The organism is Streptomyces cellostaticus (assembly GCF_001513965.1).
Classification (GTDB): domain Bacteria; phylum Actinomycetota; class Actinomycetes; order Streptomycetales; family Streptomycetaceae; genus Streptomyces; species Streptomyces cellostaticus.
The window spans coordinates 67,458-81,815 of record NZ_KQ948020.1; the positions used below are offsets into that span (position 1 = coordinate 67,458).

The 14,358-nt window shown below is 71.6% G+C and carries 15 protein-coding genes and 1 pseudogene; 8 read left to right on the forward strand and 8 right to left on the reverse strand.

The annotated features are described in order from the left end of the window. Positions 1-2 precede the first annotated feature (2 nt). The 3 genes from AQI88_RS13670 to zapE form a co-directional block, all read right to left on the reverse strand. Positions 3-581: a carbonic anhydrase gene (locus AQI88_RS13670; RefSeq protein WP_066997368.1), complete on the reverse strand. Its 579-nt coding sequence runs from the start codon at positions 579-581 to the stop codon at positions 3-5. Positions 582-659: 78 nt separating this feature from the next. Next, entirely contained in the window at positions 660-1,028 is a 369-nt protein-coding gene (locus AQI88_RS42990) for a hypothetical protein (protein WP_244184127.1), read from the reverse strand. 225 nt (positions 1,029-1,253) lie between these two features. Next, on the reverse strand, positions 1,254-2,357 hold the full coding sequence (gene zapE, locus AQI88_RS13680) for a cell division protein ZapE (RefSeq protein WP_066997374.1): 1,104 nt from the start codon (positions 2,355-2,357) through the stop codon (positions 1,254-1,256). A gap of 37 nt (positions 2,358-2,394) precedes the next feature. Between zapE and AQI88_RS13685 the strand changes: the two genes are divergently transcribed. The 5 genes from AQI88_RS13685 (at position 2,395) to AQI88_RS13705 (ending at position 7,232) form a co-directional block, all read left to right on the forward strand. Next, positions 2,395-3,276, forward strand: coding sequence for a pyrimidine reductase family protein (locus AQI88_RS13685; RefSeq protein ID WP_079057553.1), 882 nt, complete (start codon positions 2,395-2,397; stop codon positions 3,274-3,276). Positions 3,277-3,403: 127 nt separating this feature from the next. Next, positions 3,404-3,877 carry an indole-3-glycerol phosphate synthase gene (locus AQI88_RS13690; protein ID WP_208615775.1) on the forward strand — a complete coding sequence of 158 codons (474 nt, stop codon included), beginning with the start codon at positions 3,404-3,406 and terminating at the stop codon, positions 3,875-3,877. Between the two features lie 165 nt (positions 3,878-4,042). Next, positions 4,043-5,434 carry a UDP-N-acetylmuramate--L-alanine ligase gene (murC, locus tag AQI88_RS13695; RefSeq protein WP_066997378.1) on the forward strand — a complete coding sequence of 464 codons (1,392 nt, stop codon included), beginning with the start codon at positions 4,043-4,045 and terminating at the stop codon, positions 5,432-5,434. Positions 5,435-5,448: 14 nt separating this feature from the next. Next, the gene (msrB, locus tag AQI88_RS13700) at positions 5,449-5,856 is read left to right on the forward strand and encodes a peptide-methionine (R)-S-oxide reductase MsrB (protein WP_066997381.1); all 408 of its coding nucleotides are present in this window, start codon (positions 5,449-5,451) and stop codon (positions 5,854-5,856) included. An 80-nt stretch (positions 5,857-5,936) separates the two neighbouring features. After that, positions 5,937-7,232, forward strand: a complete 1,296-nt coding sequence (locus tag AQI88_RS13705; RefSeq protein WP_244184134.1) for a PP2C family protein-serine/threonine phosphatase — start codon at positions 5,937-5,939, stop codon at positions 7,230-7,232. A gap of 128 nt (positions 7,233-7,360) precedes the next feature. Here AQI88_RS13705 and AQI88_RS13710 read toward each other — a convergent pair. Next, positions 7,361-7,778: pseudogene (locus AQI88_RS13710) on the reverse strand (glycosyltransferase family 39 protein); the annotation flags it as partial. A gap of 112 nt (positions 7,779-7,890) precedes the next feature. Between AQI88_RS13710 and AQI88_RS13715 the strand changes: the two are divergent. From AQI88_RS13715 to AQI88_RS13725, 3 genes are read left to right on the forward strand one after another with little or no spacing between them, the layout of a single operon-like run. Beyond that, positions 7,891-9,018: an ABC transporter ATP-binding protein gene (locus AQI88_RS13715; protein ID WP_066997390.1), complete on the forward strand. Its 1,128-nt coding sequence runs from the start codon at positions 7,891-7,893 to the stop codon at positions 9,016-9,018. Beyond that, positions 9,015-9,668: an ABC transporter permease gene (locus tag AQI88_RS13720; RefSeq protein ID WP_066997393.1), complete on the forward strand. Its 654-nt coding sequence runs from the start codon at positions 9,015-9,017 to the stop codon at positions 9,666-9,668. The genes AQI88_RS13715 and AQI88_RS13720 overlap by 4 nt, the downstream gene beginning before the upstream one ends. After that, the gene (locus tag AQI88_RS13725) at positions 9,665-10,333 is read left to right on the forward strand and encodes an ABC transporter permease (RefSeq protein ID WP_066997395.1); all 669 of its coding nucleotides are present in this window, start codon (positions 9,665-9,667) and stop codon (positions 10,331-10,333) included. The genes AQI88_RS13720 and AQI88_RS13725 overlap by 4 nt, the downstream gene beginning before the upstream one ends. Positions 10,334-10,336: 3 nt before the next feature. On the opposite strand, the gene AQI88_RS13730 is transcribed toward AQI88_RS13725, so the two are convergent. From AQI88_RS13730 to AQI88_RS13745, 4 genes are read right to left on the reverse strand one after another with little or no spacing between them, the layout of a single operon-like run. Then, positions 10,337-10,936, reverse strand: coding sequence for a GTP-binding protein (locus AQI88_RS13730; RefSeq protein ID WP_066997398.1), 600 nt, complete (start codon positions 10,934-10,936; stop codon positions 10,337-10,339). Continuing rightward, a complete protein-coding gene (locus AQI88_RS13735; RefSeq protein ID WP_066997402.1) occupies positions 10,923-11,333 on the reverse strand; it encodes a DUF742 domain-containing protein in 411 nt (136 codons plus the stop codon). The genes AQI88_RS13730 and AQI88_RS13735 overlap by 14 nt, the downstream gene beginning before the upstream one ends. A gap of 16 nt (positions 11,334-11,349) precedes the next feature. After that, a complete protein-coding gene (locus AQI88_RS13740; RefSeq protein ID WP_066997405.1) occupies positions 11,350-11,826 on the reverse strand; it encodes a roadblock/LC7 domain-containing protein in 477 nt (158 codons plus the stop codon). Then, complete coding sequence (locus AQI88_RS13745; RefSeq protein WP_066997408.1) at positions 11,823-14,234, reverse strand: sensor histidine kinase; 2,412 nt, start codon at positions 14,232-14,234, stop codon at positions 11,823-11,825. The genes AQI88_RS13740 and AQI88_RS13745 overlap by 4 nt, the downstream gene beginning before the upstream one ends. Between the last annotated feature and the right edge of the window lie 124 nt (positions 14,235-14,358).

The window sequence follows — 14,358 nt, forward strand, 5'->3', positions numbered from 1 at the left end:
GCTCACAGGGCTTCGAAGGTGTCGGACTGCGGGCGGTGGGCGCGTACGGCGCCGGTGTGCACCTCGTAGTACCAGGCGTGCAGGCCGAGCCGGCCCTGCGCCAGCTTGCGCTCGATGCACGGGTACGAGCGCAGCCGCAGCAGCTGGGTCAGGACATGGCCCTGGACGCCCTCGGCGACCTCCGGGTCCTCGGCCGCGCCGGCCGGGCGCGGGGTGGCGTGCGCCAGCCAGTCGCGCACGGCGGGTACGGCGGTCAGGTCGTCGCCGCGCACCAGCGCGCCGACGGCGCCGCAGTGCGAGTGGCCGCACACGACGATGTCGCGGACGCCGAGCACCTCCACGGCGTACTCGATGGTGGCGGCTTCGCTGGTGGGGTGCTGTGAGGTGTACGGCGGGACGATGTTGCCCGCGGTGCGCAGCTCGAACAGCTCGCCGGGGCGGGCGCCCGTGATCAGGGCCGGGACGACCCGGGAATCGGAGCAGGTGATGAACAGCACCTGCGGAGACTGGCCTTCGGCGAGTTTGGCGAACTCCTCAGGGCGCTGTCCGAAGGTACGGGCGTTGTCGATGAGGGGCTGCATGATATGTGGATTCCTCCTGGCGCGCCGCACTGGCGCGTCGGGCTTGCACGACGTTCGTGGGGGGACGAGCCGCGGCTCTCAGCAGCGGAAGACCTGAAGTGCTGCCGGGGAGTGGGCTCTGGACGATCTCGTGGTGCGGTGGTGCGGGGCACAGGATGCGGCCGGTGTCTGCGGGGAGACCGCCTGCCGGGATATCGGCGGGCGCTCCGACGGCCACCCGTGCGCGGAGCTGCGCTGCCGGTCGCGGAGGTGCGGGGTGCTCAGGGTCTGCTGCGAGCAGCCGCCGTCGCGGAGGGTGTCCGCCCCGTTGCGCACGGGCTTCGAGGAGGGCACAGTTCCGGATACGGCCTTGGCCTTCGCATGACTGAGCGTGTGCGCGGATGCGAAGGTTCCGGTGGGCGCGAAGAACTGCAGGGCGAGCAAGGCGACGGTAAAGAGAGCGATCACAGTCCGGGCCGTTGTGCCTCGGAACATGAGCCCCCCTTCCGAAAGTTCACGCTTCTTGCATGCGCCAAGCATTAGTCAATGGATGGTCAAGAAGCACATTAACCCGGCAAAGTCGTTTGCAGGGTTAACTGCGCGTTACGAGCCCAAGAGAGCGTGAAAAGAGCCGGTCGCGTGGCGCGATCCGGCTCTTGACAGGTTGGGTGTTGATCGAATAACGAGCGTCGGCTACGAGCCGACCAGGCCCTTGGCGTCCCGGGCCAGCGCGGTGAGCCGGGATATCGCGCGGAAGTACTTCTTGCGGTAGCCGCCGTTCAGCATCTCCTCGCTGAACAGCCGGCCGAAGGGCAGTCCGGAGGCGAGCACCGGGATCTCACGGTCGTACAGGCGGTCCGCCAGCACCACCAGCCGCAGCGCCGTCGACTGGTCCGGAACCGGCCGCACATCGGTCAGGCACACCGCCGTCACCGAGTCGGTCAGGGCGCCGTACCGGCTCGGGTGCACCTGGGCCAGGTGCTCCAGCAGATGCGGGAAGTCGTCCAGCGAGGCGCCCTCGGTGGCGTATGCCGCCTTCGTCACCTCTTCGTCGGTGAACGGCGCCGGAGCCTCGGGCAGGCCGCGGTGGCGGTAGTCCTCGCCGTCGATGCGCAGCGCGCGGAAGTGGGCGGACAGGCCCTGGATCTCGCGCAGGAAGTCGGCGGCCGCGAACCGGCCCTCGCCGAGCTTGCCGGGCAGCGTGTTGGAGGTGGCCGCGAGCGCCACGCCCGCCTCGACCAGCTTGCCGAGCAGCGTGGAGACGAGCACGGTGTCGCCGGGGTCGTCCAGCTCGAACTCGTCGATGCACAGCAGGCGATGGCCGCCGAGCGTCTGCACGGTCTGCTGGAAGCCGAGCGCGCCGACCAGGTTGGTCAGCTCCACGAACGTGCCGAACGCCTTGAGCGCCGGCTCGGCCGGGGTGGCGTGCCAGAGGGAGGCGAGCAGGTGGGTCTTGCCGACGCCGTAGCCGCCGTCCAGGTAGACACCGCGGGGGCCGGCCGGGGCCTTGGGTGCCTTGGCCCGGCCGAAGCCGAAGAAGCCGCGCCGGCCGGCGCCGGAGGCGTGCGCGCCGCCGAGCCCGGCCGCGAAGCCCTCCAGCACCTGCACGGCATCGGTCTGGCTGGGCTGGTTCGGGTCCGGGATGTAGGTGGCGAAGCGGACCGAGTCGAAGCGCGGCGGCGGCACCATCTCGGCGACCAGACGGTCTGCGGGGACGTGCGGCTCACGGGCGCACAGGGACAGGGGGCCCGCGTCGAGCAGAGGGCTGGAACCGGGAGCTGCGGTGGAGGACGACACGGTTGTCCATGCTAAGCGCCGTGCCACACTGCACGTCATGCGACGCCTGTTCCCTGTGACCGACGAGACAGCAGCCCGGGCCTTCGGCGGGGGCGTGGAGGGGCAGGAGGTGAGCGGGGCGGCCGGGGCCCATGGGGCTCATGCGCCCGGTGTGCCCGGAGGGCCTGCCGGGGCCGATGCCCTGGTGAACCGCGAGTGGAGCCTCGCCGAGCTGGCCGCCGCCTACGCCTACCCGGAGCCGGGCACCGGCGCCCTGCGGCCGTGGCTGCGGGCCAACATGGTCTCGACCCTCGACGGCGCCGCCCAGCACGAGGGCCACTCCCAGCCCATCTCCAGCGCGGCCGACATGCGCGTCTTCGGCACCCTGCGCGCGCTCGCGGACGTGATCGTCGTGGGCGCGGAAACGGTACGGCAGGAGGGGTACCGTCCCGCACGCGCGCGTGCGGAGTTCGCGGCGGCCCGCAAGGCCGCCGGGCAGGGCCCGGCCCCGGCGATCGCGGTCGTCACCGCAGGCCTGGAGCTGGACTTCTCCCTCCCGCTGTTCACCTCGCCCCTGGTGCCCACGGTGATCCTGACCGGCGCCGCCGCGGCCCCGGACCGGGTCGCCGCCGCCGAGAAGGCCGGCGCCCGGGTGCTCGTCGCCGGGGAGGGCTCGGGGGTCGACCCCGCCCGCGCGGTGCGCGCGCTCGCCGGCCTCGGCCACACCCGGCAGCTCACCGAGGGCGGGCCCCGGCTGCTCGGCCAGATGGTGGCCGCGGGGGTGCTGGACGAGCTGTGCCTGACCCTCTCGCCCATGCTCACCGCGGGGGACGCGCAGCGCATCGCCGGCGGGCCGTCCGTCGCCGTCCCGCGCCGTTTCGAACTCGTGTCCCTGCTGGAAGAGGACGGATTTCTGTTCAGTCGCTACCGTCGGTCCTGAAATCGGCGGAATATGCCATTCCGTTTCGCTTCCGGCGGGCACACTTAGTCCGGCACTACCCGTGCGATCGCGGGGCAGGATGGTTTCCGCAGGGCCCTGCCGGGCCCACGGAGGAGAGAGGCGCCTGGTGTTCACAAGCGTTCTGATGATCGAGAAGGCCCTGACGTCCGCCGACGTGGAGTTCGTCACCACCTTGCACGGGGACGAGCCGGTCACCTTCCACGTCCTGCTCCAGCCGCGCGGCGACCAGGCGGACCGCCTGCTGCGGGCCATCGACGACATTGCCCTCGGCGAACTGGACGAGGCCCGGCGTGAGGGGGAGACGCCCGAGGGTGAGGAGGCGCGGAGCGTCGGTCAGCAGGCCCTTGATGTGTCTCTGCAGGCTCTGCGGGCGGCGGGCAGCGAGGCTGAGGGGCGGTTGGTCGAGGATCATCCGCTGGATGCGTTGAAGTCCTTGGTCGCCGAAGTCGGTGCCGATGAGGTGATCGTGCTGACCGATCCTCACTATGTGGAGGAGTTCTTTCATCGGGACTGGGCTTCTCGGGCTCGGCACAAGGTGGGGGTGCCGGTGCTGAAGTTGTTCTCGCACAGTAAGGCCTAGTCGCCGTGGGGGAGTGGTGCGTGGGCGGGTGCGGGTGCGTAGTGGCTGGTCGCGCAGTTCCCCGCGCCCCTGGGCAAGTCACCGCTCGCCCCTTGCAAGGGCACCGGTGTTTCAGCACATAGGCTAGGGCTGCTCTCGCTCGTACCGGATCTTATGGAGACATGCATGGCACCCGGCCTTCCCACCGCCATGGACCGACCGCACTTCATCGGCATCGGCGGAGCCGGGATGTCGGGGATCGCCAAGATTCTTGCGCAGCGTGGGGCTCGGGTGGCCGGCAGTGATGCCAAGGAGTCGGCGACCGCCGAGGCGCTGCGGGCGCTGGGCGCGACCGTGCACATCGGGCATGTCGCCGGGCACCTCGCCGACGACGCGAGCTGTGTCGTCGTCTCCTCGGCGATCCGCAAGGACAACCCGGAGCTGGCCCGCGCCGCCGAGCTGGGCATCCCCGTGGTGCACCGGTCCGACGCGCTGGCCGCGCTGATGCAGGGGCTGCGTCCGATCGCCGTGGCCGGTACCCACGGCAAGACGACCACCACCTCCATGCTGGCCGTCTCGCTCTCCGAGCTGGGGCTGAAGCCGTCGTACGCCATCGGCGGCGACCTGGACGTGCCCGGCTCGAACGCGCTGCACGGCGACGGCGACATCTTCGTGGCCGAGGCGGATGAATCGGACCGCAGCTTCCACAAGTACGCGCCCGAGGTCGCCATCGTCCTCAACGTCGAGCTGGACCACCACGCCAACTACGCCTCGATGGACGAGATCTACGAGTCCTTCGAGACCTTCGCCGGGAAGATCGTGCCCGGCGGCACGCTGGTGATCTCCGCAGACCACGAGGGTGCGCGGGAGCTGACCCGGCGGCTGGCCGGATCGGTGAAGACCGTGACGTACGGGGCGGCCGAGGACGCAGACGTGCGGGTCCTGGCCGTCGTACCGCAGGGGCTGAAGAGCCAGGTCACCGTGGTGCTGGACGGGCGGGAGCTGACCTTCGCGGTCTCCGTTCCCGGCCGCCACTACGCGCACAACGCGGTTGCCGCGCTGGCCGCCGGTGCCGCCCTCGGCATTCCCGCCGAGGAGCTGGCGCCCGCGCTGGCCGCCTACACCGGTGTCAAGCGGCGCCTCCAGCTCAAGGGCGAGGCGGCCGGGGTGCAGGTGATCGACTCCTACGCCCACCACCCCACGGAGATGACCGCCGACCTGGAGGCCATGCGGGCCGCCGCCGGTGACGCGCGCATCCTCGTGGTCTTCCAGCCGCACCTCTTCTCCCGCACCCAGGAGCTGGGCAAGGAGATGGGCCAGTCGCTGACCCTCGCCGACGGCTCCCTCGTGCTCGACATCTACCCGGCCCGCGAGGACCCGATCCCCGGGGTGACCAGCGAGCTGATCATCGACGCCGCGCGTGCGGCGGGCGCCGACGTCACCGCCGTGCACGACAAGGCGGAGATCCCGGCCGTGGTCGCGGGAATGGCGAAGCCCGGTGATCTCGTTCTCACCATGGGCGCAGGCGACGTGACCGACCTGGGCCCGCAGATCCTGGACCGTCTGTCGCAGCAGTAGAGGGGCTGAGGCTCATGTCGTACGACGTAGAGAAGCCGGACGAGCAGTGGCGTGCAGAGCTGACCCCGGCCGAGTACGCCGTGCTGCGCCAGGCCGCGACCGAGCCGGCCTTCACCGGTGAGTACACGGACACCAAGGCCAAGGGCGTCTACTCCTGCCGGGCCTGTGGTGCCGAACTGTTCACCTCCACGACCAAGTTCGCGTCGCACTGCGGCTGGCCGTCCTTCTACGACCCGAAGGACACCGACGCGGTGGAGTTGGTCGAGGACCGCTCCCACGGCATGGTCCGCACCGAGGTCCGCTGTGCCCGGTGCGGTTCCCACCTCGGCCATGTCTTCGCGGGCGAGGGCTACCCGACCCCCACCGACCAGCGGTACTGCATCAACAGCATCTCGCTGCGGCTGGCCCCGGACGAGGCCTGAGACCTCCGGGGCTCCAGAAGCGGGCCGGGACACCAGAGGCTGGTGCCCGGCCCGCTCCGGTTTGAGACTCTGTGAGAGTGATGGGTGTCGTGCGCTGGATCCAGGCCCGGCGCAGGCCCCTGCCTCCCGGCGGCCACCGCAGGGAGGACGAGGCCGGCGAGCCGGAGGGCGACGCGGTCCGGCTGGAGGCGCTGCGGGCGGCCGCCGGCGGGATCGGCACCACGCTCGACGAGGAGACGACCTGCGCCGAGCTGACCCGGGCCGCCGTACGGCTGACCGGCGGCGGGGCAGCGGTCATGCGCCGGTTCGGGAAGACCGTCTCCGGTTACGAGGCGGTCGCCGGGGAATCGGATGTGCTGCCCGATGCCCGCTGGGCCACGGCCGTGGCCCGGGAGGCGGGCACTCCGGCCGCCGACAGACAGCCGGAGCCCTGGATCCAGCAGCCGCCGGGCATCCGCGGCCTGCCCGCGCTCTGCGTGCCTCTGACCAGCGGCAGTGACCAGTACGGCGTCCTGGTCTCGGCGCGGCACGGAGCGAGGTTCACCCGTCCGGAGGCCGAGCGGCTGACCCTCCTCGCTGAACGCGCCGCCTCCCACATCCGGCACGCCCGCGCCTATGACCAGGTCAGCCAGACGGCCGGTGACCTGCAACGCGCGCTGCTGGCGGAACCCGGCCGGCCGCACCCGAACCTGGACGTCGCCGTCCGCTACCTCCCGGCCGGCAGCAGCCGGGTGCTGGTCGGCGGCGACTGGTGCGAGACCGTACGGCTCCATTTCGGCCGCACCCTGCTGGTCGTCGGCGACGTGATGGGCCACGGCCTGGAGGCCGCCGTCGACATGAGCGCCTACCGCTCCTCGCTGCGCTACATCGCCTCCTCCGACCTGCCCCCGCACCGGGTGCTGCGGCAGATGGACGACATCGCCTCCGGCGAGGCCGAGCGGAGGCCGGCCACCTGTCTGCTCGCGCGGATCGACCCCGGCCGGGGGCAGGTCACGCTCGCCAGCGCCGGTCATCTGCCGCCCGTGCTCATCAGCGGGGACGGTCTGACCACACCGCTGCCCGTGCCCGTCGGGCCGCCGCTCGGCACCGGCTTCGGCGGCTACGAGTCGGCCACCCACAAGCTGGCCCCCGACCAGACCCTGGTGCTCTTCACCGACGGGCTCGTGGAGCGCCGCGGCGAGGACATCGACAGCTCCCTGGCCCGCCTGTCCGCCCTGCGCTTCACCACCGGCCACGGCGTGGGCGACGTTCTGGACACCATCCTGACCACCTTGGACGCGCGCCACGCAGAGGACGACGTGGCGGTCCTCGCGGCACGGCCCCACGCGCGGCAGGCGGCCGCGGAGATGCTGGACGGCGTTGAGGTGACGGGCTGACCGCACGTACCTCGCAGGCCTGACCGCGCGCACCCCGATGACCCGGACCGGTCTTTGCCCGTCCGTTCAGGCGCCCGCGTGCGCCAGCGCGGACCAGGACCAGGACCGATCCGGGGCGGCCGCGCGCAGGGCGCTCGTACGGTGCGATCGAGGGTCTTCGTGTTGAACGCGCAGCCGATCGCCACGCCGGACCGCACGAGCGGCACGAGCCTGCCGGTGCGTACGGCCCTCAGCAGGGCGGCCGCGCCCGAAGTCCCGCTTGACCAGCCGGTGCAGCACCGCCACCGAGCCGACGCCTGCCGCGGCCATCGGCAGCACCAGCTGCCAGGTGCCGTAGCCGAAGAGGCGGGCGGACAGACCCATCACCCCCAGGGCGAACGGAGGCTTGTCGACGGTGATGAAGCTGCCCGAGTCGAGCGCGCCGAAGAAGAACGCCTTCCAGCTCTTCGTGCCGCTGTAGACGGCCACGTCGTAGAAGGAGTTGCCGGTCAGGGAGGACAGGTTCCAGGTGTACAGGGCCGCGGCCGGCACCAGGACCGCCCACAGCCCGGTCACGCCGGGCTGCCAGGCGCTCTCCCGCCAAAGTGCTGTAACACTCGCCGTCTAGACTCTCCCGGCAACGGCCCAGCTTCGCCAAAACCGAAGGATACGCGGCGTTTTGATACGGATAGATGCAGTCACCAAGCGGTACCCGGACGGCACGGTTGCCGTCGACGGGCTGTCGTTGGAGATACCGGACCGCGCGATCACCGTCCTCGTCGGCCCCTCCGGCTGCGGCAAGACGACGACCCTGCGGATGATCAACCGGATGGTGGAGCCCAGCGAGGGCAGCATCCTCCTGGACGGCCAGGACATCCGGCAGCAGCCGGTCAACACCCTGCGCCGGTCGATGGGGTACGTCATCCAGAACGCCGGTCTCTTCCAGCACCGCACCATCCTCGACAACATCGCCACCGTGCCCCGGCTGCTCGGCTGGAGCAAGCAGAAGGCGCGGGCGCGGGCGGCGGAACTGATGGAGCGGGTCGGGCTCGACACCTCGCTCGCCAAGCGGTACCCCTACCAGCTCTCCGGCGGCCAGCAGCAGCGCGTCGGCGTGGCCCGGGCGCTCGCCGCCGACCCGCCGGTGCTGCTCATGGACGAGCCGTTCTCCGCCGTCGACCCGGTGGTGCGCAAGGGACTGCAGGACGAACTCCTGCGAATCCAGGACGAGTTGGGTAAGACGATCGTCTTCGTCACGCACGACATCGACGAGGCCGTCAAGCTGGGCACGATGGTCGCCGTGCTGCGCACCGGCGGCAGGCTCGCCCAGTTCGCCCCGCCCGCCGAACTGCTCAGCGTACCCGCCGACCCCTTCGTGGAGGACTTCCTCGGCGCCGACCGGGGCATCCGGCGACTGTCCTTCTTCCCGTCCACCGAACTGGAGTTGCACACCGCGCCGGTCGTGGCGATCGACGCGGGCACGGAGAAGCTCGCCTCCGGTGGCGAAGCCGCCCCCTGTCTTCTCGTGACGGACACCGACGGCAAGCCGCTCGGCTGGGGTGCGCCGGACGACCTCGCCGCCGGAGCGATCGACCGGGACCGACTGCTGCCGTTCGGACGGCCGTTCGTGCCCGGCAAGGACTCGCTGCGCACCGCGCTCGACGGGGCCGTGCTCTCGCCGACCGGCTGGGCCGTGGCGGTGGACGAGGAGGGGCGTGCCGTCGGTGTCGTCTCCCAGCAGATGATCGGCGAGGCGATCCGCGCCGCCCACGCCGAGGGCCGGCCGGACGCGAAGGCCGCGCGATGAGCGGCTTCTTCGACATCCCGAGCGACCTCCAGCACAGCTACCTCGGCCTGATCGGCCTGCACCTGCGGGAGGCCCTGCTGCCGGTGCTGGCCGGGCTGCTCGTCTCGCTGCCCCTGGCCCAGCTGTGCGTGCGCTTCCGCTGGCTCTACGCGCCTGTGCTCGGCCTCACCATCGTGCTGTACGCCATCCCGTCCCTGGCCTTCTTCGTCGTGCTCATCGACTACACCGGCCAGACCGAGACCACGGTGATGATCCCGCTCGCCGTGTACAGCCTGGTGGTGCTCGTCCCGGCGATCGTGGACGGCGTCCGCTCGGTGCCACCGGAGACGCTGGCCGCCGCCACCGCCATGGGCTTCGGACCCGTACGGCGTTATCTCCAGGTCCAGTTGCCCATCGCCGTACCCGCCATCATCGCGGGCCTGCGGGTGGCGACCGTGTCCAGCATCTCCCTGGTCAGCGTCGGCATGCTCATCGGCAACCAGGGCGCCCTCGGCAACCTGCTCAACGACGCGAACATCTACCACCGCCCCGAACTCGCCGTGACCTCGGTGCTGACCATCGCGGCCCTGGCGATCCTCGCCGACGTCGCGCTGATCCTCGTACGGCTCCTGCTCACCCCCTGGATGCCGAGGAAGGGCGCCGTCCGGTGAACGTACTGAACTTCGTCCACGCCTTCCTGAGCGACAGCTCCCACTGGCACGGCTACGACGGCATCCCCACCCGGGTCGGCGAGCACCTCCACTACACCCTTCAGGCCCTCGCGATCGCCGCCGCCATCGCACTGCCCGTCGGCCTGGTCACCGGGCACACCGTGCGCGGCGGGAACGTCCTCGCCCTGGTCGCCACCGCAGGGCGGGCGCTGCCCAGCTTCGGCCTGCTGGTGCTGCTGTTCATCTGGATCGGGTTCGGCCTGCTGCCGGTGATGATCCCGCTGGTGGCGCTCGCCGTACCGCCGATCCTGGTCACCACCTTCGAGGCGATACGCTCCGTCGACCCGTCCCCGGTCGACGCCGCGCGGGGCATGGGGATGTCCGAGACCCGGGTCCTGTTCCAGGTGGAGATCCCGGTCGCGCTCCCGCTGATCCTGAGCGGTCTGCTCACGGCCGCCATCCAGATCGTCTCCACCGCCACCATCGCCGCCTATGTGAGCCTCGGCGGCCTCGGCCGCTACATCATCGACGGGCTCTACCAGAAGAACTACGAGAAGGTCGTCGGCGGCGCCACCCTGGTCGCCGGGATGGCGCTCGCGACGCTGGCCGTGTTCTGGCTGGTCTCCCGTCTCACGGTCTCGCCGGGCGTGCGCAGGAGCAGCTGAGGGTCAGGCTTCGGTGCGGGCCAGCGCCAGTTCGAGCACGACGAGCAGCGCGTCCCGCACCGAGCCGCGCTCGCGGGCGTCGAACACCACGACCGGGACGCCGTCGGAGACGTCGAGGGCCCAGCGGACCTCGTCCAGCGTGTGCTCCACCTTCCCGTCGAAGGCGTTGACCGCCACCGCGAACGGGATGTCCCGGTGCTCGAAGTAGTCGACGGCCGCATAGCAGTCGTCCAGACGGCGGGTGTCGACGACGACCAGGCCGCCGACCGCGCCCTCCACGATGTCGTCCCACATGAACCCGAACCGCTCCTGCCCCGGCGTGCCGAACAGGTACAGCTTCAGCGTCGGGTCGATGGTGATGCAGCCGAAGTCCATCGCCACCGTGGTGGTGGTCTTGCGCGGGGTGTGCGTGAGGTCGTCCACGCCCGCCGCGACCTCGGTGACCGAGGCCTCGGTGGTCAGCGGCTCGATCTCCGAGACCGAGCCGACGGCGGTGGTCTTGCCCACGCCGAAGCCGCCCGCGATCACCATCTTCACCGGCAGCGGCGGCCGCAGGGCGGTGGCCGCGGCCACGCCCCCGGTGAGCGGTTCAGTCGGTGTCACTCGGTACCCCTCGGGAGTCGGAGACGGCCCTCAGGCCGTCGATAACCCTGCGCAGGACGGAGGCGTCGTGGGTGGCTGCGGCGTCGGGTACGTGCACCGCCAGCTGCCCCGCCTCGCGCAGGTCTTCGGCCAGCACACGGACCACGTTGAGGTGCAGCCGCAGCCGGGCCGCGAGTTCCGCGACCGACTGCGGCAGCCGGCAGGCGGCGACGATGTCGTACCGCTCGAAGGAGAGCCGGCCGAGCGCGTCGAGACCGGCGGCGGTGGCCACCACCTGGGTCTCCACGGGCAACGACCGGCCGGGGGCGGCGTCCGCCACCCGGCCGGCGGTGACCAGGAACGGCCGTACGGCGGGGGCGGGGCCGACCGGGTCCGGGCCCGGGGTGGCGTCCGCCATGGATACCTTCTCTTCCTCAGCGTGCCGACGTCGCGCCGACGCTGTTCTTCAGCTCCAGCACCAACTGCGGGCTGAGGGCGGCACCGGCGCGGTTGGCGAACAGTGTCATCTCGTAGGCGATGTTGCCGAGCTTGGCGTCCTTGTCGGCGACCACGCCCAGTACGGCGCCGCTGCCGATCGCGGAGACGATGACATGGCCGCCCTCCAGGTCGATGATGACCTTGTTCAGGCCGCCCAGGCCGTAGTTGCCGGAGGCGCCGGCGGCCAGGCTGGTGATGCCCGAGACGATCGCGGCGAGCCGTTCCGAGTGGGCGCGTTCGCGCAGCTCGGACACGGCGATCAGCAGGCCGTCGGAGGAGACGGCGATCGCGTCGACGACGCCTGCGGTCTCGGTCGCGAATCGGTTCAGCAGCCAGGTGAAGTCGGCTGCGGCTGCCTGCAGGTCGGTCGGCGTGCTGCCGCCCGTCGGGGTGTCATCCGTCGACGTGCTCACTGCTCGGCTCCTTCCGGAAGATGGTTCGGGTCGTGCGGCGGGGTCGGTGTGGGCGCGGGAGCGAGAGCGCTCTCGGGGTGGGGGTGCGCCTGGTGTGCGGTCTCGCAGTCCTTGCGGGCGCGTTCCACCGCAGCCTCGAACTCCTCCAGCGCGCTGCGCTCCGCCTCCGCGTCCCGGGGGCGGGCCGCCTGCGGCACGGCCCGGGCCGCGTCGGCGGTCGTACGGAGCGTGGCCCCGCGGACCCGGCGGCGCAGGGGGCGGCCGGTGCCCGGCGGGACGGGCTGCGGCTGTTCCTCGGGTGTGGCTGCCTCGCGGCTCGGGACGCGGCGGGGCAGGTGACCTGCGGGTTCGGTCTGCTCCCCGGCGGAGTCGGACGGTACCGGTCCGCAGGAGGCGTCCGCGGCCGCCGGTGCCACGGCGACGGGCCCGGCGGGAGGGTCTGCCACCGGGCCCGTCGTCAGCAGCAGCGAGGCCGGCAGCGTCACCTCCGCCGTCACGCCCCCGCCCGGCGTGCGGGTCAGCTCGACCCCGATCTCCCAGCGGCGGGCCAGCGCGCCCACCACGAACAGGCCCAGCACCTTCGTCGGCACCAGGTCGAGGCGCTCGCGGCGGATCAGGCGGGCGTTCTCCTCGCCGAGGCGCTCGGCGCTCATGCCGAGACCGTGGTCGGTGATGACGACATGCGCGCCGTCAGCGCCGGAGCGGACGGTCACCTCGACGGGGCTGTCCTCGGGGGAGAACGACACGGCGTTCTCGACGAGTTCGGCCGTCATCAGAGTGAGGTCGCCGATGGTGTCCGGCTCGACCAGGGCGTCCGAGGCGGCGTAGAGCCGTACCCGCTGATAGCCCTCGATCTGCCCGAGCGCGGCCCGCACGACGTTGGAGAGCGCCGTGGGCCCGCCGGCCGGCATCGTCTCCCGGATGCCCGCGAGCAGCATCAGGCTGTCGGCGTTGCGGCGCAGGCGTACGGCGATGTGGTCGATGGAGTAGAGGCGCTCCAGCAGCGCCGGGTCGGTCTCGCCGCGCTCCACGGCGTCGATCAGGGCGAGTTGGCGCGTGGTCAGGTTGCTGACGCGGCGGCCGACGTTGCCGAACATCTCCGCGGTGTTGCGGCGGCTGAGCACCTGGCGTGCCAGCAGGGCGGCGGCGGTGGTCTGCACCCGGTTGAAGGCCTCGGCCAGGTCGCCGATCTCGTCGCGTGCCGTGACCGGCATGTCCCGCAGCCGGGGCGGCCCGTCGTCCTCGGCGTCGTCCTCCGCGACCCGGGCCAGCTCGCGCCCGGCGACCTCGGCGACCTCCTGCGCGGCCCCGGTCAGCGCCTGCACCGGCCGGACGACCGAGCGGCGCACCAGCACCGCGAAGGCGATCCACAGCGCGAAGCCGATGAGCGCGCCGTACAGCAGCAGGCCCGCGTGCCACTTCGCCGAGGAGGCGGCGTCGTCGGCGCGGTCGGCGATCTGGCCGATCAGCGAGGTGGTGATCTTCAGCCGGGTGGCAGCCTGTTCGGGGTAGTCGGGGTAGTTGCTCAGCGCGTCCTGGACCGCCCGGCGGATCTCCTCCCGGCTGCCCGCCTCCAGTTGGGTGGGATCGATCTGCAACGCGGCGTAGGAATCGTCGATCTTCTGCTGTGCGGGGGAGCGCTCGATGGCGGCCAGCAGCTGGGCCTGGCGCTCGGTGGCGAACCGGGAGAATCGGTCCCGCTGGTGGACGTAGAGGTCGTAGGAGCCGACCGCGTTGGTGAACTCGATCAGCGCGTTGGTGTCCCCGGTGGCCGCCGAGAACACGCTGGTCTCGAAGGCGCCGTGGGCCGCGTCCGCGCGCAGCAGGGAGTCCAGCAGGTTGCCGGTGAAGGTCGTGGCGAGCGTGGTGGTGCGGTCGAGACGGAGACCGTCGATCACGTCGCTCGCCGCATCCGTGTAGGCCGGGTCGATGTTGTCGGCCGGGAGATAGCCCTCCTCGACGCTCTGGCGCAGGCTGGACAGGCCGTCGACAGCCCTGAGGGCCTGCTCCTCGGTGTCCGGCAACCGGCCGCCGAAGGTGTCACGCACGTTTCTGACCTGGTCGTTCACCGACTCCTGCGCCGCGCGGTAGGCGGCGAGCGAGGGCTTGGCGTAGCCGGACTCGTAGCGCGCGGACAGCAGGATCGCCTGCTGGTGCTCGGCTTCCACGCGGTCCACCAGCCGGGCCACCTGCGCACTGTCCCGCACCAGCCGGGCCGCCGACTCGGCGCTGTCCGACTGCTGGACCAGGTCGGTGACCGGGTACGACAGCAGGACGGCGACGACGGCGAGCGGAATGCCGACGAGCAGGTTGAGCTTGCGCCGGAAGGGCCAGCGGTCGGCGAAGCCTCGTGCACCACGGTGTACCGGGGCATGCCGGGCGGGCGCGTCCACCTGGTTCGTGGACACCGGGCCTCCTTCAAAGGGGGTGCCTTACGGCGGAAGCGGGCCCCGTGCACCGCTGTGACCGATTTCAACTGCCGTGAGACTACCGTGTTCTTGAAGCATCAATCAGCTCGGCTCAGATCAAGAA